The sequence below is a fragment of the Clostridium sp. AF22-10 genome, assembly GCF_003478725.1.
GTDB lineage: Bacteria > Bacillota > Clostridia > Lachnospirales > Lachnospiraceae > Otoolea > Otoolea fessa.
In genome coordinates this window covers 21,255-41,280 of sequence record NZ_QUFZ01000022.1, presented here as the reverse complement: position 1 = coordinate 41,280, position 20,026 = coordinate 21,255, and the positions used below count along the sequence as shown (strand labels likewise).

The window sequence follows — 20,026 nt, the reverse complement described above, 5'->3', positions numbered from 1 at the left end:
TGATTGGATAGTATGTGGGTTATGTTATGGAAAGATGTTTTATTTAAATATGGATACTCTTACATGGTCTTAAGTTTAAATATTCTCATCTATTATTAAATAACAATTTTACAAATCATTTTTAAGCCTATTCATTACTCTCATACCATAATTATTTGCTCAATAACTGAGTTTACTATATTTTTGTACACAAAACAAACCACCTTTTCAGCTGGCTAAAAAACATATATCTCAATTTCGCTTATGCAGCATATCGTCTGTATGATTCCCGTATGTTATCTTGCCGAATATTGCAATATATCAATGTAGTCTCAACTTTACTATGTCCCATTAAAACCATTACCTCTTCTATTCTCATTCCTCGATTCAAAAGATCAGTAGCAAATGTTCTTCTAAATCTATGTGGATGTACATTTTCTACATTGGCTCTCTTGCCTATTTGTTTTAATAGATACTGCACGCCCGCTACAGTAAGGCGTTGGAATGGCTTTTTTGCTGTCACAAACAACGGTTTCTCTCCTAGCTGCGATAACGTCAAATCTTCTTTTTCCATTCTCCATAAGTAATATTTTTCAATCCATCTTAACGCATTATCATGGATATACACAATTCTTTCTTTTCTGCCTTTCCCGATAACACGGAACTCCTGTTTCTGCATATCAATATCTTTCACATTAAGACTACACAATTCTGATACGCGTAATCCAGTTGCATATAAAAATTCGACAATAGCTGTCTCTCTAACGTCTTTACACGCTGCACGCAAATCTGTCATTTCTTTCCCGGAAAAAGCCTTTTTCAACTTGTTTTCAAGTTTGAATGCCTCTATTCTTTCCACTGGATTGCTTTTTACTAAACCTTCCTGCTCCAAAAATGTCCAAAATGAGTTTAGATATCTTCTGCGCCCCTGCAATGTACGCATGGAAATCTTGTCACGTTCTCTTAGAACTCCAAAGTACCATCGTAAATCCATTGTTGTGATATCTTCAAAACTTTTATTGATGGTATTTCTACATGTCATAATCTCTCTTAGATATTGTTTCAATGTACTCTCCTGCCGCCCAGAAACCAATTTACTGGCTCTGAATAGCTGCATTTTTCTTACGTCACTGTCTGCTCCTAATGGGATTATTTCGCACTTATCTTCCACTATCTTTTTCCCGTGGAAATTAATGTACAAAACATTTTGCAACTGTTCTAGTTGCTCTTTCTCCAAACTGTGACTCATAGCTTGGAGTACATTGGTAATGATCTTCTCTAACATAAAGATACCTCCTGTTTTTTATATTGCACGCAGGAGACTCTTGTTGTATAATAAAGACAGATCTCCCCCTGTGGGTGCATCTATGATATTTGAGGCATCGGTAGCCGCCAAGCAAAGCCGATGTCTCTTTTATTTTACCTTATTTTAGAGCATTTGCAAGATTTTTTACTTTGTAAAATTGTTATTTTGCTTAGTTAAAATGCCGTACAATAGTGCCATCCATTCCATACCAAGCATTTGCGTTATATGAATATATGTAGAGTTTACTGCCGCCTTCACAAGCAAGGCAAATAGTATACATTTCTTTGTCGGCTCTTGCAATTAAGAAACTCCATGTACCGTTTTTCCCAGTGGGATTATATAATTCGCTAGAATTATGTGCCCATGAGTACAATGTACCTTTTTGGCAGTTTTCAATTTTTTGCCGTATTGTTGTTCCACTCGGCTGTGTTAATAAAGATATTTTTGTGGCATCAATCCTATTAAAAAAATCACTATTTAACTTGCTACAAGTTTATTCCAGGATTCCCAAGTGGTCGGGGTGTAGTTTATGTTTCTTCGAAAATAAATAGCTTTGTCACTCGAATCGGTTGAAATGGCAAATTGCGTGATCCAAGCGGTCGAACTATTTCCAAGGTTGTTGGATGTGTTAAAGGTTATTATGATCCAATAGCCCTCAAACGGAAGATTTAAACCCGTTTTGCCTGTTTTGTAGATTCCACTCGCCAACATGTAATTAGCATTAGTGTGATATTGATATCTCGATTGAAAAGCAGCGCAAAAGCTATTTTCGCTACCACTTTCTTTTAGATGAGTGGAAGCCTCACTATTTACTGTAATAAATATGTGATGATTTGACCACTTATATATCCTGATGAAATTGTCTTTTCAGGCATATCGGCGAATATTTTTCCACCACTTATTAGGATGGTTCCATATTGTTTCAAGGTGGTAACGTTGTCATTTGTTCTAACGCTTCCGGGTGTTCGAACTTCAAGAGTATCGCTTAAATGTGCCAAAGCTGGGATATTTCTTAAGTCATCCGTTGCTTCACCGTAATATTTATCAAAATCATCAACAAGTACGTTAACCCTTATCACTACAAGTTTTCCGAAGATGAAAACTTCTATTCTTGAATAGGTTTTATTTATTTTGTCTCTGAAATAGGATACAGGAACAAAAAAAGCCTCACTATTTAACTTAGTAATCGCATTCGCATTCGCAGTGATCGCCTGTTGCATCGCATACGCCAATGCTGAAGTCGGCACATGGTCTCCATCATTAACTTGCACACCACTCATCATAGATTTTGTCACATAATCAGCAATCGCCGTGTTAAAAGCATCATTGGTCATGAGCTTATTGGCAATCGCATCAGCATGATCCGAAATCAATTTATCCATAGCATCCAGTTTATCTTTGAGCAATATATTTTTCGCTTTATCATAAAAAATCGCCTTGACATGAGACCAGGCGAATCGTTCTTTAAAATCTTTTGCATCTGTCGGAAGTCTTAACCATCCTGTTGGGTATGTTGCCATTATATCTCCTCCTATTCTTAATCTGATATATCTGCTCCATCAACAACCATTAATTTTGCCTCTTCAATTTTTTCGTTTAGAAGTTTTCCTTGTACTGCATCTAACGCATATTTCCCTGCGGTTGTTGTGGTGGTATTGTTGGCGAGTGGGGGACGAACATTTCCAATTTTGATTTTAGGCATTACGCATAATCACCTCCATATTTACTCCGAAATTATTACATAGAGATCTCCCGTTGATTCATCTAACTCAAACTCTGGAATGTGATCCCCTTCTTCATAATACAGATATAAAATTCCAGTGTCCTCATCTACTGATAAGGCAAAAGGAGAATTTCCTTTATCTCCTTTGGGGCCTACAACAGACCCCAAGTCAACCTCTCTTGCCATATATACATCCTCCTTAAAAAGTTACGATGTATACACCGCATATAAATGACCATTGCTGATTTTAAACGTTGGGACTTCTCCTGTGTCTCCTTTGGGACCCTGTGCCCCCGTTTCTCCTTGTGGTCCTATAGGCCCCTGTATACCTTGTTCTCCCTTTGGACCTTGAGGACCAGTCAAACCAGTTGCACCAGAAAGATCGGTAACGAATTCATAAGCAGATGAACCTTTTCTATACAATTTTGAGTTGTCAACATGATTGACATCCCCAGTATCAATCATAACAAATTGACCTACTTTTACTCCATCGGATGAGTATCCGCTGTTCATTAATGATATGGATTTATATACCTTGGCAATCGTAAAAGGTTCTCCCGCTGGTCCCTGTGGTCCTTGTATCCCTTGTTGTCCTTGAGGACCTTGAGGACCTGTTGCGCCCGCAGAACCGGTATCACCCTTTTCACCTCGATCTCCTTTATCGCCTTTAGCTCCTTTTAAGGATGCTATATATTGTGCTTCTGTCTTTCCAGAATTTCCACTTTGCGATAGCCAAACTTCATAAGCTGATTTTCCTTGATCTCCCTTTGGGCCTTGCGGCCCTGTTGGACCAGTTTCTCCCTGCTTTCCTTGTGGACCTTGCGGACCAATGATATTTCCTAAATCAACTTCTCTTGCCATTACAACCATCCTCCTTATCAATCATTTTGGTAAATTGCATATAAATGTCCTTCTCTTATCTCAAATTCCGGTGTTTCTCCCGCGGGACCTCTAATTGATTCCAGATCTATTAATTTTATCCAGTCATTACTATCGGTATACCTCCATTGAATTTCCACCCCATTATTTTTTAATTCAATTTCTCTGCCAGACGTACCAACCGGCAATCTCACTCTGGACAATTCCACTTCTCCTGACAACAAAGTCAATACCTTGTCATTCAATTGCAGATTATCTGCCCGGTACCCCCATTCAACTCCATTTATGGCATCATCAATTCGAACCGGAACTTGATTGATACTTCCTCCCAATGGAAGTAATCTTTTATATCCGTCATAATCAGATGGCTCAATATAGTCTTCTGGTTTGTTTCGCTCTTTTATTGGAAAATATCCCGTTAATATTATTCCCTTATCTTCGTTCAAATAAACAATCACTTTGATTTGAGCGTTTATTTGGAGCATTTTATCCGGTATCGAAAAAGAAGAATTTATAATTGAAGTATTGTACAACTTATTCTGTTGAAATATTTGAACTCCTGTGCCATCAGGTATTGGATCTTTATATAAAACAGTCACAGTTTGGTTATATGCCCACTGATCCAGTTCATAAAAAGAACCAACCGTATTAGAACCAAAATTCGCATAAATCATTCGGATATATTCCCCCCATTAACAACAAAGTCTGTAGCTGAAAGTGTTCCCGCTGCATCAATCGTTATACTGGTCCCATCTGGTTTGCTAATACCATTTTTGGATGTAGTTGCAACCACAGCACCGCCAGATGCCAATACATCGTCTCTGGCTTTCTCCGCCGCCGTCTTTGCTGATTCAGCCTGCTCCTTGTAATACTTGGCATTATCGGTACTGCTACCTTCATAAGACGCATCTCCCACAGCCCAACGCTTAGCATCCTTAGAATACGTCAATGCATCATTTGCAGCTGTTTGCGCGGTATTTCGATAGTTCAGTATATCAGCTCGATAATCCGGATTAAGATGATTTTCGTTGATACTTCCTGCTTTAACATCGGCAGTAACATGATATTCATCGTTCGAAAAGCTCTTATTAAATGCGATTGTGTCTGTATCGTCAAAGCTATATGCTTTTATAAGTTCCGCTATATTACATTCCCATTTTGTCCCATCATCTGTCGTCATAGTTAAAATTCCAGCTTCACTTAGCGAAAATGACACAGGAATTTTTTCAATGTTCTGATCGAATGTCTGGGTTGTTCCGTCTAACTGCCGAAAAGTCCAAACACCTGTTTTTTGGTCATATTCAACACTTTTCAACATAGAATTTCCAACAGATACATTCAATTTTTCTGCATCCATTGTCACCAACGCGTCATCTACCTCATTCAAGAACACATCCATGTGATTCAGATTGGTTGCTCCAAGGGCAGTTGCTGTAGATGGTCGGTTCTTCCAGTTGATTCTATTGTACTTTTTTGTCGTGTACGACATTTTGATTCTCCCCCTTTTCTAAAATCTCTCCAATAGTTCCAGAATCCAAAATATCAGCGATTTCCGCAATGATACGTGCCTGTGCTATTCCACAAATTGATATAGTATTCAATAGCTGTACTGCTCTTTGCATTTTTTTATAATCATACGTTAATGTTTTCAATGCTATTTGCCTTTCTGCTTCATTAAGCTATTAAGTCTGCGACTCATGTTTTGAACACCGGAAATTAAAATTCCAATATAGTTGTTGTAATCGATAACGAGATGATCATCTTTTCCAAACTGATACAATGCATTTCCATATTCTTCTGATAGAACATTCTCTGCCACGTCCTGTGCAATTAGTCCAGCACTGCTGATTCCGTTTCTCTTATACTCAAAAAAAACAGGCGTCAAAGAATTTAGAAATTCTTCTGATTCCTGTGTAGCCAAACTTGTTATATTCCGTTTTAGACGCGAATCCGAGTCCTCTTTGGGGATCGGACCCGAATATTTTTTTGCAATAACCCAGTCAATCTGAGATGGATCATCACCTTTGCAAAGAATGATTCCAGCGGCAATATTTTGAATGTTGACTTGAGCACTGTCATCAGCGCCAATTTCATCATCTGTTTTCAACTGTACTACATCCAAACTTCCCAATTCAAAATTTGTACCATCTATTGTGGATGCTGATATTTCATTTGCCGTAATAAAATTACCTTTTATCTCAATACCAGTTAATGTGGAACCAGATATATTCGTACCTGTTATTGTACCGCTGAAATTACCACTACTAGCCACAATCCCATTACAATTCAATGTGCCGTCAGCTGTCATGCTAGACTTGGTAGCTTTCCATGTAAATCGGTTTCCTGTGATGGAAATTTGCCCCGATTCTTGAGAAATTGCTGCTGACAATCCGCCTTGACTAACTAGCAACGAAATATTCTTTGCATTCTGGCTGATTTGACTCTGCAAATTTTCATTACTTTTTGTCAAAACGGTTGTGATCTCCGATTCAGTCTGCGTTATGTTGTTAGATATCTCTCCCTCCGCATCAGTAGCTCTTTTGACTTCAGCCGATATATTCCGATTTGTTATCTCAAATTTAGATGATATATCTTTGCTCAAATCATCCATCGAAAGAACAATTTTGTCCGCTTGCTCCATCAATAGATATGACTTTCCATCAACTTCTTTTATTGGATTGTATAAATCATTGGTTGCATTTTCACTTTCATCAGCTGATGATTCTATGGAATCCATCATAGCTTGACATCCGCTCATGGTTCGTTTCATGCACAAAGTTTCAATCACATCATCGCGAGTTATAATCCGTAGCGCATCTCCGGGTTCTATCCAGGGCATTGCTCGGCATTCCAATGTGCATGGTCTGTATGTTCTGCCATAGACATATGGGAATATTGACTGTGCTATATTAAGCAGCTCAACAACAGTTTTGCCATAAAGTAAGAAGTTCCCAGAAATTGTATAGAGATTTCCCGCATCTCCTACACTAGCGCCAATCTCTCCGTTCTGTTGAAAAATCTGTAATCCAGTATATCCTTCAATCATCTTATCTTCATATTCCAAAGATTTGAAGGACATAATCTGCTGCACACTTCTGCCATCACTTCCCAATTCAGACGGGTAAAGTTCATTGTCATCTGGATATAATGTTTCAGATGGATATAATCCCGTCTGTTGAATCTGAATGTATTTAAGCAATCCATTCTTATCTATGTACCAAAGGATACGTTGATCTGGCAGATGGCTTTTAATATTTCCATGCCAGAAATTTCAACTGGGTTGATTGTCTTTTCAACTTTTAGGGAATCAAAAAGCAGATCCGTTTGAATCTGCCTTACTCCAATATATTCACACAAAGAATCTCGCATCTCACGAATGCTTATCGGAAATGTTAAGCCATTGTACCAGCTTGATACATCCGTATTGAAAAGCCGCATTCGATTGTATGCTGTGATTTTTCTCTTTCGCCTGTCTGACTGCCTCACATATGACTCTACGGTATAATACCCTAATGGAATCTGATATTCCCCCACTTCTTCTGTCAGAAAAAATTCTTTTCCAGTTAAATCTTCAATGACATCTGCCACCACAATTTCCAATAATGCAGAGGAGCATGAGCCAAATTCCAGATTACTGTTATCACACAATGACTCAATGATTGTCAAACTCTCACTTTCAATACGATCGTTTTCAATAAGCACCCATACTTCATTCTGTTCGGACGGGAACAAACTATCTTCTGGGAATAATGTCTCTGCCGGAAATAATGAATCATACCCTTTGCTGTAAAAAGATAGCTTAAATTTTCTTGCATCAGATGGAGTAACATTGTCGCTGACTAATACTTTTTTGAATTCATCAGATATATTAATCATCGTTTCCCTCCAGTCTTTTCAATCTGCTATCCAAATACTGAAAGCAGGCAATCAAAATTCCAATAAAATGCATATATGGGATTCCATAATAACCTGTTTTTGGATCAACATCGTACAACGGCCAGTCAAGGTTATTTTCCATCAAAACTGTTTCAACCTCCTGTGCAATCAGTCCGATTGCTTCATCTCCGGACGATTTGAACTGATATTTCACTGGTCTTAACGCGTCAACCACTTTCATTGCTATTTCTGGCGGAATATCCCGTATATTCTTCTTTAAACGTCTGTCAGAATAATACGTAAACTTCGAACATTGCAAATAACTGAATTCCCCTCTGGTTGCATTAACATACGTGCATTCCTCTATGGATTTTACACTTAATACACCAAGGTTCAACTCTCCTGTGGCCGTTACTTTACTAGCTTTTATATCGGAACCAGTGATCGTGGAACCTTTAATTGTTGCACCAGATACAGTGCCACCGCTTATCGTATTACCAGTAATCGTTGCGCCGGTAATCGTTCCACCACTAATCGTTGAACCTGTGATGGTTCCAGAAAAAGTTCCGTTCGTAGCTTTGATATTCTGGCAAGTCAAAGTGCCATCCGAAGTCATGTTGGAATATGTGGAATTCCAAGAAAAGCGATTGCCTTGGATATTAACTCCGCCACTTTCCACGGAAATTTCCGAAGAAACACTTCCCTTGCTAACTTTTAGCTTGATTGCATCCGCATTCTGTGTAATTTGTGACTGCATCTGATTTGCAGAATCGGCGACTTGTGTTTTTAAAGATTCTGCTGTCAACGTAATTTGCGATGAAAGTTTATTTTCTGACTCTGTCGCTCTTGTCACTTCTGCGGATATCTGATCCGCGGTAACTTTAAATTGTGCTTCTGTTTTCTCTCCTAAATCCGTTACTTTCGCAGAAACCTCTTCGATATTTCGCGTAATAACTGCTGTCTTACCAAGGAGCTGGATAATCTGCTTATTGACTCCAAATACTTCTTCTCTGGTCTGATCTCCTGTTGCCTCGTATGTGTCCATCATAGCTTGGCATCCACTCATGGTTCGTTTCATGCAAAATGTTTCTATGATGTCAGTTTGAGTGACAGCTTGAAGATAGTCTCCTACCTCAATCCAGGGCATCGCATAACACTCGATATTTGCCGGGCGATACGTTCTCCCAGAAATATATGGTAATAGTGTTTGAGCGATGTTTATCATTTCCGCAGCGCTTTTCCCGTATACCAAAAAATTCCCTTCGATGGTATAAACAGAATCACTTGTTCCTACGCTGGAACCAATATCGCCTTCTTCCTGTCGAATCGTCAACCCTGTGATGCCATCGATCATGTAATCTTCATACTCCAATGGCTGTTTGTAGTAGTTGATATGTTCAACTGCTCGATCATCACTACCTTTTTCCGATGGATACAATTCATCCTCTGGATAAAGAGATTCTGACGGATACAATCCAGTTTGTTGCAACTGAATATACTTCAAGGCTCCGGTTCTATCCATATGCCCAAAGCATCCATTCAACTGGCAAACTGCCTTTAATACTTCTAGCCCAGAGATTTGTTCCGGTTCAATGGTCTTTTCAATTTTTAACGAATCAAATGGTAGCGAAATCTGAATCTGACTAATTCCAATGTACTCACATAAGGAATTTCGAAATTCAAACAATGTCATTGGGAACGTCAGTTCATTGTACCATAGAGCCACATCCACATCGAATAAGCGCATATTGTCATACGCTGTAATCTTCCGTTTCCTGCGATCGGATTGTCTTGTGTATGATTCTACGGTATATACACCAAGAATCATTTCATATCCGCCGCATTCTACGCTCAGGGTAAAAGTCCGTCCAGTCAGATCCTCGATAACATCTGCAACCACAATTTCCATGCTGGATGCTTCACAAGCGCCAAATTCCAATTCATCCGAATCACAAAGAGCTTCTGTGATAGTCAACGACTCACTCTCGATCCGATTGTTTTCAATTGTTACCCAGGGAATGCCATTCTCAGCCGGAAATAGTGTATCTTCCGGAAATAACGTCTCATAAGGGTACAATGTATCAGCAGTCTCATCATAAAACGTTAGTTTAAATTTTTTTTGCGTTTCTACACTGGTATTCCCGGAACGATATAGGTCTTTGATTTTTTCTGGCATATCAAGCATATCTACACCCCCTATCTTGCCGCGCCGTACTCAATAAACGCAACTCTGGTAGGATTGTACAGAATATCGTTTCTCTCACGATATACCATATAAGGCTCAAACTCAATGTCTGGCATATACATTTCCCCAGTACAATAGCTCATTGTCCAGTCATTCCAGTATTCTACTGTCATCTTCTGCCTATCCGCTGGAAGAATGGATTTAATTACTGCCATATCAGCCAGTCGTACAGGTTTAATGTCAAATTCTATCTTGGTTGCTTTCGCCGGAAGTACATTCCTGTGGAAAACTCCGTCATTATCGGTATAATCGTCTAGGTCTGTCTCTTGATCTGGCGTACACTTATAAGAACCGGCATGGATATATTTGTTGGGAAATTCCACGCCATTCACTTTCAGCAACCATCCCTCAAATCCATGCATAAAATCTACCTCCATAAATATTCGAGGTTAGCGGCCAACACATATTCGCTGGTCGGTTTCCAAAGCAGACGGATAAACCTTATTCTGCATGATACAATCATATCATGGTTTTATAAGTCTTAAAAACTCACATACAGTAACTAGACAATGTGTGTAATATGCATAAAGATATACTCTCTAATGTTTCCAGACATAAAATGGGACAGTTCCCAATTGATCCGGATTCGCGGTCCGCGCGTCCTGGTCTTAGAACCAAATTTTGTCTTGAAGTATCTATCAATCATCTCTTTGTACATTTCCAAGTCATAAACATTGTACTGCAACAATCTTCCAGTAGGGTTAAGGTACTGGTTGATGATCTGCTTGTACGCTTTGTCACTAAGGATTCTATGAGGAATTCCAACATACTGCTGGTACTTGTCGTAAAAATACAAGATAATCTTGACAAGCTCTTTCTTCCGGTTATCATTGTCTGTCTTTCCAATCATGAAGTATGGAATCTTTTCCGAGATGTATGCCCGGAGCTGTTCGTTGGTGTATTTTGTATGAGGACAAGTACACTGCCCCGTCACGCCCCTATTGGAAATATAATTAGTTTCTCTGCTACTCTGAAATTGAGTAGTATACTTTCTCTTTTTGACATCTTTTTGTGTCAAAGTATACGTTTCCCCTATATTGAGATCTTTATCGCGATCCCGGTAGGAATCTCTGGCCGTCGTATAAGTGAAGTTAGTCTCTGTTGTAGTCTCTGGTAATGGTTGGGTCAAATTGACCTTTCCATTGGTGCAAATTGATCTCTCCATTTTCTCCTTTTTTCGATCAATTTCAGAGGTCTGAACCGGCTGCTCTGCTTTAGTTGGAATCGATGGTTTCTCCAATTTTTCCAGTGCCTTATAATTTATGGAATACCACAGAGTCTTGTCGTTTTTCATCCGGTTAAAATTAGCAACCAGAATAAGCCCTTTCTTTTTCAGTGACTCGAACGCACGTTTTACTGTTGCCACTGAATAGAACGGGAAATTTGTTTTCTGCCAATTCTCGATGGAATTATACACCCACTTTTTACCGCGGATTATATGTTCTGTTTTCTCCAGCCAATAATGTAGCTGCTGTAAAATCAACGCCTCTTTCACTCCGATCTTACATGCCAGCGACGGCGAAAGTAACAATGGATATTCGTTTAATAACAAGCCCATAAATTTTCCTCCTCTTTTTCTATTATGGTAAAAATCAGATTCCCAGATCGGGAACCATATATCACGAATCATGATGTGTTTCTCTAATTATAAGTAATTTCGTATTTCCAGCGCAAGTAAAAAATTTCCTATTTTTTTCTACTTGACTTTTTAATGCAAATTACTTATAATGACATCAATAACAATCCTATAATTTTTCCATCAAAAGTCCGGGTGTGAGGCGATCGCATTCCGGGCTTTTGGTATATCATGACATAAAGAAAGCCCCGGCCAATAATGACCAGGGCTGTTTTAATCTATGAAATTATTTATCTGCGCGTCCAGTAATATGTACTTTTACATCGTCATAAGTTCCTGATGTTGAGTACATTTCAGCTGTATAAGATTCTCCAGCCTGTAAACTAGCGCTTGCACCCATATAGACACGATAAAGATCTATCGGTTCTCCGTTTTTATAAAATACAGCAATCGCTTCTGGAAAATCAATTTTAACAGAACCATTGTTCGTTGCTGCAACTATGGCTTTTTTGCTCTTCTTGATAACATTGGTTGAAATGTTCTGGAAAACAGGTTGCCAATATTTTGTCTGCGTTACTTTTACTGTTGAATCAAACTCAGCTACATCTGGCGAATCAGAACAAATACTATACATGAAAAACGTAGTACCTGCCGGAATATCACATTCACTTAAGCTATCGGCGCTTACTGTCGAACCAACATGATTTTTTCCAACCTCGTTGATGGAAATATCTATAGTAAGAGCGCTATTATTGGTGATTTCGTACAGATGATATGTCGTATAATCATTTCCAAAAATCCAGTCAGAAATCATCAGATCCTTTGTGACTGAATCCGCCGAATACGTGATATGGGACCGGTTCTGAGTCTTGATTAACGCTCCATCAGCTCCAACACGCTGTCCATCCGGTGCTACTCCATTCGACAGCATATAGCCATCAGCTCCGAAGTAATAGTATTTTCCCTTGATTTCTTTCCAGGTATTCGTAGGATAGGAACCATCGTCCTCTTGATACCACCATCCCTTATCATCCTGTTTCCAAGAACCGGCAAATGCTGTTGATGCCATACTCAATGAAAGAGCTGCTGCTAATGCTAAAGCCTTTAATTTTCTCATCCGATATACCTCCCCATGTTTTTCTTACATTATACCATCCGACATGGAATCCGTCATTTGGAAACATTGACAAAAAACAAAAAAATTCTTGTTGACTTTTTCTGTTAGAGTTCCGTATAATTTACTTGTTCATTTAACAGAACCCCTAATAAATCAAATTTTCATTTTTTTGATCCTTTCAAAATGAGCCTCGGAGTAAAAACCGAGGCTTGTTTTGTTTTTTAAGCCCCAGCCAAGAACGACCGGGGCATTCTTTTACTGAATGAGAGAACGAATATCACTGATTTTTAAGTTTTTCTCTTCCATCAGGTCTAAGAGGGATGCAAGCTCCGCGTCTCTCTTCTCTTCCTGCGCCTTTTTCAGATCAGCTTTTAATTTCTCTAATTCTGCTTTTTTCTTCTCAATCTGGTTTTTCAGCTTCTCAATTTCCGTGTCAAAGTTTTTCTGTCTTGCCATGATACAATCCTCCAGTTTTTCTTTTGAGTATACCACGGCAGAGTAGAAAATTGAAGCAGAAGTTTGTTTCCAGGCTACAGCGCCATAACCTGTTGAGCATTGGCGTTCCGGATCTCTTCTTCCAGAAAATACGGCGGCTGGTACGAATTGATGATATCGATCGCTTTATCACACTGACTCCGCTTAATGCTCTTATACGAACGCACTCCAAAATTATATTTCAGATTCGAATATAGGTTGCTGTATAATTTCTGTCGTAACCCTTTGTTCCTATACGCGCTGGAATTGATTCCGCCCAAAACCTCGACGCCCTTTTTCTTGGTCGCTGTCGTGATCCGCTCCGCCTCGATCGGGAGAATTGGAAGATCCGCTTTGATAGCTTCCACATCAGACTGAATCGTATCGATCTTTCGTTCCAATTCCACATTTCCTCTCGCAAGAAGCTGAATCTGCTCTGGGATTGTCAGCGGAATTCCATACGAACCGGTTCTACGGATGCTTGGAAGCACCTCCGATGTTACCCAGCGTTTGAAACGTTTTGCAGAATCCAGTTTGCTGCCGAAGATCAATGAGTATAAACCGGATTCATTGATAATATACATTTCTCTGCTCTGACCTGAGTCGGTAAAACGCCTAGTGAGCTTATCATCTTCTGATATGTGCTTTTTTAGTGCATCAGAAGTGTCTTTATATTTTAATGCTTTAGCCACATCCTTGCCGACAAACCACGGTTCTCCATCAATAGTTACTGTCCGGATGTCTCCGAATTCTCCGCTATTGAAAATTTGCATTTCTTCCATCAGTCTTTGTTCTCCTCCACATCATCATAAATATCCTTCACAATAATGTGAATGTAGCGCAATACCTGCGGATTATTGATTTTCTCCAGCATTTTTACAATGTTTTCTTTGTAATCCATTTTAACTTACCTTTCTTTCCTAAATCTAGTATTGAATTTTTCCTTTGGAAATGATAAGATAAGTAGTGTAAGATTTACTTACATTATCACTTCCACATGGAAGGGCGGATAGAGTAATTGCGGACGGTCAATCTGGTAATTACTCTATTTTTTTTATTCCTCTTCGCTCAATTCTTTATCAACGATTTCTTCAAACCATTTAACCTTTGTTTTTCCTTCCAATTGAAGTTTTTTCTCCAAAGCTTCTATTTTTTCTTTTTTTAAAGAAACATTAAATTGTTTGAAAACTTTTCTGCGTTCTTTAAAGTATTCAGCGCGTCCCTGCTTAGCAACCATTATCAATCCCCCTTTCTTTGTTGCTAACAATAGTAATTATATGCTTGTTGTTAGCAACAGTCAATCCCTAAATTAAAAAATCCCCCAGAAATTTTCCCAGGGGATCTTTTTGATACTAGAACGACACGCCTAACTGTTTACCAGTCCGTTTCCGATACGAAGTGGCTGCTTTCTTGTATTTTCTCTGGAACGCATTGTCATCAAAGACAAGACCTTTACTATTCATTTCTTCCAAAATCTGATTCTGTTCACGTATCGTGCTTTGCAACTGCCGCATCTGATACGTGTACTCTGCCATTTTTACGTCCATCTCTCCCTGCATATTCAAGGAGAGAGCATCCATGTCAAGAGATGCAGATTTGAGATTCGGTTTTTTCGGCAAGTCGAAATTTACCGTTGGAGTCTGCAAGGCGAAATTCTTGTTTATGCCTTTTGCCCATCCTTTTACCGCATCATATGTGGAATCAGCATTGTCAGTAATTCCGAGGTTAAAGCCTTCAACGAAATACGCACCAATTTTTTTCATGACCTTAGATGGGGATGCAACTCCACCTTCTTTTTCTGTTTGACCTACTACAATAGATGCTAAATTCCTAGCAGCCGCTCCAATACTTCCTAGCAATCCATTGTTTTTCAGACCCTTAAGAAAGCCTTCTAGCATGAACTTTCCGACGCTTTCCATGCTATTGCCTTTTTCGTTACTAGCCGCATTCGCACTGTCATGAACAGTCCTGGGCAAATCCTTAGATGCATCCGATAACTGCCCTTTGAGCCCTTCATCTTTAATACCTTCAATCAGGTTCTGATCTACATCCAGACCTAATTGTTTCAGTTTATTAACCAACGGTCCGCGCTCACTAGATTCTGCCTTATCAATTTGCTGTAACAGGTTAATGGCAGTTGTTTGTGTCTCTGATTCCTTGCCTGCAATCGCTTTAATCAATTCATCCGGCACATCCAGACCAAGACCATTAAACAGATTAATCAACTCTGGCTGTTTCAGTTGAACACCATTATTTACCTCCGTCAGCAGACCAATCACCGTGCTTTGAACTCCGGCATTCTGACTGGCGAGGTTTGTAATCAAATCTGACGGAAGTGTGATTCCCAAACTCTTGAACAAACTTTCAAGCTGTGGCTGTGTTGCCTGTACACCAGAAGAAATATTTGCCAACAGTGTTGTTACACTCAACTGAACTTCTGGGGACTTATTGGCAAGAACTCCGATAAACTCATCAGTCATTTGCGGAGCATCTGTCCAAACAAAGTTTTCAGTTCTTCCGCTGATAACTGTGTCTGCTCCATCATCTTAGAGAACATCCCCTCAATAGCCGTGACTGAAATACTGTCGCTGGTTGCAATTTTCTGGGCGAAATCATCGGTAATCGTGATACCAAGATTCTGGAACTCTGTTTTGAGCCCTTCAATACCAGTTTGAATGGTTTGATTGTTTGTTGCTACTCCTGTAGCCGCGTTTTGATAGGCGGTACTGAAATATTCGATATCTCCATTAACATCTGACAACGCTTGTCTGGTATTTCCCAGTGTTTCCGTTGCTTGGTTAAACGCATCATTTGCTGCCTGGTATTCAGCGTCAATTTTTCTCCATTCTACACCGAACGGATCGTAGGTGGTTGTCATACTACCCTCTCCACCAATTCTGCCAGCTTCTGCCTTTTTCTTATATTCATCAATTTTCTTTTGCGACTCCAAAAGTTTCTTCCTGGCTTCTGTCTGGGCATCAACCGCATCCGCAACTGCTTTTTCGCCCTTAATCTGCTTTTCATAAGACTCTTCCAAAGAACTCATAGCAGCTTTAGCTTGTGCTAACTCTTTCTGCTTATCAATGGTTTTTTGAAGTTCATCACGGTTGACTTCCAAAAGACCTGTTTCCCCGTTAAAGTACTGCTCCAGTTCCGGGTACATCTGAACCAAATCTTTGCTATACTGTTTCATTAAAGAGATGTCTTCTGCGGTCGGGTTAGCCTTGCTATGAAGTGCTTCGTACTTATCTGCCATATCTTCTGCCATTTTGGCTTGTGCTTCTCCGGCAGTTCCAAAATCATCCTTCATCTTTTGCGTGGAATCTCTCAGATCCTCGATACGCTGATTGATGTCTTTTTGGCGGGAATCGAAATTGTTTACCCATTCATCGAGTTCTGGTGTTTCCGATAATCCTTTAAGAAAACCACTCCACAAAGAAACAATACCTGTAATCGCTGCCACTGCTAATCCGGCTGGTCCGAACGCTGTATAAAGCGCAGCACTTGCCAATCCAGCAGCAGTTATAATAGCCATGATGTTTGTGGTCAGATTTCCTGTTCCTGTTGCCAAATTTTCAGCTGCATTATATAAAGTGAAAAATTCTCCGGCGACGGCTCCAATACCTAGTGCATATTGAGCAAAAGTAGACAATTGACTTCCAATTGCTTGTAATGTTGTTGGTAATGCGCCAAGCCAATTTCCACTCTGTACGGAATCTCTAAATGTAGTAAATGCAGTTCTAAGCAAAACCACAACTTTTTCAGCTTTCGGCGCTGCTTCTTTTAACGCCACAATGGCATCCGTACTACCTCCTAAAGCCGTTATAAACAGTTTCGCTTTTCCAACACTATTTCCTAAAGCATTCGCAAATTTCTGAATGTTTCCGGTTTTCAACATCGCCGTTACACCAACCAATGTGAGCAACGCCGTCTGTAATGGTGCTGTTTCAAATGTTCCTTTGTAAAGGTTAAAAGCTGCGTTAATTCCGTTCCAAATTGCCTTTCCGACACTTGCTAGGATTTTGGCATAATCAATACTATTGAGGAATTTTCCGATCTGCTGACCGATCATCTCCCATTTGATTTTTGACAGTGCCTCATTAATTGCTGTCAATAAGCCAAGCGCCCACGTGCTAATCGTATGCCCTAATAATCCAAAATCAAAAGTGGAAAAAAACTGGTTTACGCCTGCCGCTATGGAAGCACCAAAGTTTTTCCAGTCAAATGTAGTTCCGAATGAATCAAGGAAATGCAGTGCTGTATTCAGCGCTCCGGCAATCGTTCGACCTAATGCCCCGAACAAATCTGGAGAAATCAGACCGTTCAAAAAATTTGCCAAACCTTTACCGAAATTCTCCGCGCTCTGATAAACGCTATCCCAATCAATTCCGTTCATAGCATTTGTCAGTGTGGTTCCAATATATTTTCCCAGTTCGTACAGAGAATCAATTTCACTCTTGTATTTCTCCAGATAGAATCTCTCCGCACCAGTTTGGCATCTGCACCATTAGCGTTTCCGCCACCAGCACCACCGCCACCGCCTTTACCGCCGGATCCGGAACCATCGTCTGATGTCATGTTGTTTACTTCATGCCATGCAGCAATATAGCGATTCAATTTCTTCGCATTATCAGCAGCTTTACCGGTTCCATCTGCCATATCCTCTGCACCAGCACCAGCCGCATCGAAATCATTCGCCAGTCCTCCGGCATCAATTTCTATTGTCCAGCCGAAGATCGCGCCAAGCGCATTTGCCACCGTTTTTGCAAAAGCAATTACCGATTTCATGACACTATTCAATGCTGTAATAAACGGCTTGAATGCATTAACTAAAACGCCACCGACAATTCCGCCTAATTGCTGGAATTGCTGTACTAAAATTCGCGTCTGATTGGCCCACGTACCGCTAGTACGTGCAAAGTCTCCTTGCGCGATGGCCGTATTAGCCATGACATACTGATAACGTAGCATCGTCTTTTGTGCTTGTGTCATCGAAGATATGTTAGCATCAAGACCGTTTTTTAACGCATATTCTTTTAATGTCGTTTGGGTTAAGTCTAGGCCGTATTTTCTTAACGGTTCTGTCTCACCTGAGAATACAGCCTGTAAACTTCTCGCAACTTCTTTCTGAGATACGTTATAAAAAGATGCCATATCCGCTGCTAGCTTAGTCAATCCGATGGACATATCAGACATCTTACCTTGTGCAAATCCCATCGCCATTCCCATTGCCTGGAAACGACCAGAAATTTGTTTCGCAGTCAACTCAGACATGCCGAAGTCCTGGATAGAATGCTGAGTCAGTTCATCAACCTTGCTTGCGTAATCGCCGAATGCGTTATCTACAACGTTCTGAACCTCTGTTAGGTCTGAAGAAATATCGATCGCTTTCTTAAACCCTTGTAATGCCCTAAGCAACATCCAATAAGTCGCATAGAATTTTCCAATCGCACCGGCCAGACCAGAGAAGGATTTCTTAGCCTTGCTAGATGCACTTGGCAATGACAACAAGCCTTTTGACAGATTTCGAGAACTGTTTCCAGCCTTATTACCTGCATTTGCCAAATTTGCCAACGCCTGTGTCATTTCAAGCACATTTTTGCTGACTTTCGGTGCGGTTGACAATGTTGTCAGCATCTCCTTCAGTGCTTTTGCCAGACTGGTAATATTTCCACTGGCAGCTCTGGTAGCCGTTACTGTTCCAAGCTTTGAAATTCCATTAGCAAGTTCAGTCAATCCCTGTACATCAAACCCACTAAAATCCAATCCCTTTAATTCTGAGGACAGATTTTTGATAGGTGCAATCAGTGCTGGAATATTGGCTGCCGCTTGAGTGACTGTCTTTCTGCCAAGCGTTCCGATCGCCGTCGCGATGTTTCTGATTCCAGTATCATCAAACTGGATTCCATTCAGCATTGCCAAATTGGATGCTAATTGCTGGATCCCGGCTGACGTCTGCCCGATCTCCTGCATTCCAGCCGCGGACGAAATACCATTGGTGGCATTTGCCCCCTGCGCTGACATTCCACTGAGCATGGAAGTGATTCGCTGAATCGTGCTTTCCATCGACGTCAGAGAAGTGATTTCATTTTTCACAGACGCAGAAACGACGCTGCCCTCTTGCTGAAATGCTTTGGTTTTCTCTTTTACTGCACTCGTTACTTCAGAAACTGTAGCTTTGAGATTTCCAAGCTCGGAACTTATTGTATTTTTTCCACCCGCTTGACTAGACAAATCAATACCTTTCATAGTATTTTGAAGCTCTGTTGCGGATCCTGATAACTTTGTAAATGTAGATGATAAATTCGTCAGCTTACGAATATCAATCATATTCACACTGGATGCCAGTTTCTCCAGCGCATTTGACATTCGCTCAATTGATGCGTCCGCTCCCCCTACATCACTGGCTATTTCCAATAATAAAGAATCTATAACATTATCTGCTGCCATTTCTACCTCCATTTGTTTGAGGTCAACAGTTACATTTCATTTCATGTACCGGTAATAAAAAAAGCGGACAAACATTACTGTTCATCCGCCTCTTTCTTTTTATAGCTTCGCGCCATGAAATCCAATTGAAGTAAATATTTCTCCTGCATATCTGCCAATTGTTCCTCATTCAGATTTGAAACATCAACAGGTTTGTTTTGCTCCAATGGATTTTTGGGGTATTTGGCTTTTTTAGAAAAAGCCGCCGCAATGGCATTCATGGTATATGCTCCAATTAGCCACGCTTGATATTCAGTTCTTTCCCACTCGTTTTTGCGACGTTTCCAATATGCATCAATATGCCGTTTAACTGCACCAAATGTCATATGGAAAGCATCTTTTTCGGATAAACCACATTCCAA

At 40.1% G+C, this 20,026-nt stretch carries 21 protein-coding genes; all 21 read right to left on the bottom strand.

The annotated features are described in order from the left end of the window. Window positions 1-241 precede the first annotated feature (241 nt). Window positions 242-1,264: a tyrosine-type recombinase/integrase gene (locus tag DWX91_RS13500; protein ID WP_118539225.1), complete on the bottom strand. Its 1,023-nt coding sequence runs from the start codon at window positions 1,262-1,264 to the stop codon at window positions 242-244. 830 nt (window positions 1,265-2,094) lie between these two features. Continuing rightward, window positions 2,095-2,805: a hypothetical protein gene (locus DWX91_RS13495; RefSeq protein ID WP_118539223.1), complete on the bottom strand. Its 711-nt coding sequence runs from the start codon at window positions 2,803-2,805 to the stop codon at window positions 2,095-2,097. A gap of 17 nt (window positions 2,806-2,822) precedes the next feature. After that, window positions 2,823-2,987, bottom strand: coding sequence for a hypothetical protein (locus DWX91_RS16705; protein WP_182431908.1), 165 nt, complete (start codon window positions 2,985-2,987; stop codon window positions 2,823-2,825). A 21-nt stretch (window positions 2,988-3,008) separates the two neighbouring features. Continuing rightward, on the bottom strand, window positions 3,009-3,194 hold the full coding sequence (locus DWX91_RS13490; RefSeq protein ID WP_118539221.1) for a hypothetical protein: 186 nt from the start codon (window positions 3,192-3,194) through the stop codon (window positions 3,009-3,011). Between the two features lie 21 nt (window positions 3,195-3,215). Beyond that, window positions 3,216-3,869 (bottom strand): collagen-like protein, encoded by a 654-nt coding sequence (locus DWX91_RS16445; protein ID WP_147354410.1) that lies wholly within the window; start codon window positions 3,867-3,869, stop codon window positions 3,216-3,218. Window positions 3,870-3,886: 17 nt separating this feature from the next. Then, a complete protein-coding gene (locus DWX91_RS13480; protein WP_118539219.1) occupies window positions 3,887-4,561 on the bottom strand; it encodes a hypothetical protein in 675 nt (224 codons plus the stop codon). Then, window positions 4,558-5,376: a hypothetical protein gene (locus DWX91_RS13475; RefSeq protein WP_118539217.1), complete on the bottom strand. Its 819-nt coding sequence runs from the start codon at window positions 5,374-5,376 to the stop codon at window positions 4,558-4,560. Before DWX91_RS13475 ends, DWX91_RS13480 begins: the two co-directional genes overlap by 4 nt. Further along, entirely contained in the window at window positions 5,348-5,539 is a 192-nt protein-coding gene (locus DWX91_RS13470; RefSeq protein WP_118482457.1) for a hypothetical protein, read from the bottom strand. Before DWX91_RS13470 ends, DWX91_RS13475 begins: the two co-directional genes overlap by 29 nt. A gap of 2 nt (window positions 5,540-5,541) precedes the next feature. Then, the gene (locus DWX91_RS13465; RefSeq protein WP_147354409.1) at window positions 5,542-7,086 is read right to left on the bottom strand and encodes a tail fiber domain-containing protein; all 1,545 of its coding nucleotides are present in this window, start codon (window positions 7,084-7,086) and stop codon (window positions 5,542-5,544) included. Between the two features lie 11 nt (window positions 7,087-7,097). Next, on the bottom strand, window positions 7,098-7,763 hold the full coding sequence (locus tag DWX91_RS13460; protein ID WP_118539213.1) for a hypothetical protein: 666 nt from the start codon (window positions 7,761-7,763) through the stop codon (window positions 7,098-7,100). After that, entirely contained in the window at window positions 7,756-9,948 is a 2,193-nt protein-coding gene (locus tag DWX91_RS13455; RefSeq protein ID WP_118539211.1) for a tail fiber domain-containing protein, read from the bottom strand. Before DWX91_RS13455 ends, DWX91_RS13460 begins: the two co-directional genes overlap by 8 nt. Window positions 9,949-9,959: 11 nt before the next feature. Continuing rightward, on the bottom strand, window positions 9,960-10,370 hold the full coding sequence (locus DWX91_RS13450; protein ID WP_118482454.1) for a DUF6711 family protein: 411 nt from the start codon (window positions 10,368-10,370) through the stop codon (window positions 9,960-9,962). Between the two features lie 140 nt (window positions 10,371-10,510). Next, window positions 10,511-11,566, bottom strand: a complete 1,056-nt coding sequence (locus tag DWX91_RS13445; RefSeq protein ID WP_118539209.1) for a hypothetical protein — start codon at window positions 11,564-11,566, stop codon at window positions 10,511-10,513. Window positions 11,567-11,870: 304 nt separating this feature from the next. Further along, window positions 11,871-12,701 carry a hypothetical protein gene (locus tag DWX91_RS13440; RefSeq protein ID WP_118539207.1) on the bottom strand — a complete coding sequence of 277 codons (831 nt, stop codon included), beginning with the start codon at window positions 12,699-12,701 and terminating at the stop codon, window positions 11,871-11,873. 255 nt (window positions 12,702-12,956) lie between these two features. After that, the gene (locus tag DWX91_RS13435) at window positions 12,957-13,157 is read right to left on the bottom strand and encodes a hypothetical protein (RefSeq protein ID WP_118539205.1); all 201 of its coding nucleotides are present in this window, start codon (window positions 13,155-13,157) and stop codon (window positions 12,957-12,959) included. 74 nt (window positions 13,158-13,231) lie between these two features. Next, on the bottom strand, window positions 13,232-13,957 hold the full coding sequence (locus DWX91_RS16700; RefSeq protein ID WP_182435086.1) for an ORF6C domain-containing protein: 726 nt from the start codon (window positions 13,955-13,957) through the stop codon (window positions 13,232-13,234). 272 nt (window positions 13,958-14,229) lie between these two features. Further along, complete coding sequence (locus tag DWX91_RS13425; RefSeq protein ID WP_243015358.1) at window positions 14,230-14,412, bottom strand: hypothetical protein; 183 nt, start codon at window positions 14,410-14,412, stop codon at window positions 14,230-14,232. 115 nt (window positions 14,413-14,527) lie between these two features. Further along, a complete protein-coding gene (locus DWX91_RS13420) occupies window positions 14,528-15,655 on the bottom strand; it encodes a hypothetical protein (RefSeq protein ID WP_118539203.1) in 1,128 nt (375 codons plus the stop codon). After that, the gene (locus tag DWX91_RS13415; protein ID WP_118539201.1) at window positions 15,652-17,571 is read right to left on the bottom strand and encodes a hypothetical protein; all 1,920 of its coding nucleotides are present in this window, start codon (window positions 17,569-17,571) and stop codon (window positions 15,652-15,654) included. The genes DWX91_RS13420 and DWX91_RS13415 overlap by 4 nt, the downstream gene beginning before the upstream one ends. 8 nt (window positions 17,572-17,579) lie before the next feature. Further along, complete coding sequence (locus tag DWX91_RS13410; RefSeq protein ID WP_118539199.1) at window positions 17,580-19,625, bottom strand: hypothetical protein; 2,046 nt, start codon at window positions 19,623-19,625, stop codon at window positions 17,580-17,582. Window positions 19,626-19,699: 74 nt separating this feature from the next. Then, window positions 19,700-19,990, bottom strand: a complete 291-nt coding sequence (locus tag DWX91_RS13405; protein ID WP_118482447.1) for a hypothetical protein — start codon at window positions 19,988-19,990, stop codon at window positions 19,700-19,702. Between the last annotated feature and the right edge of the window lie 36 nt (window positions 19,991-20,026).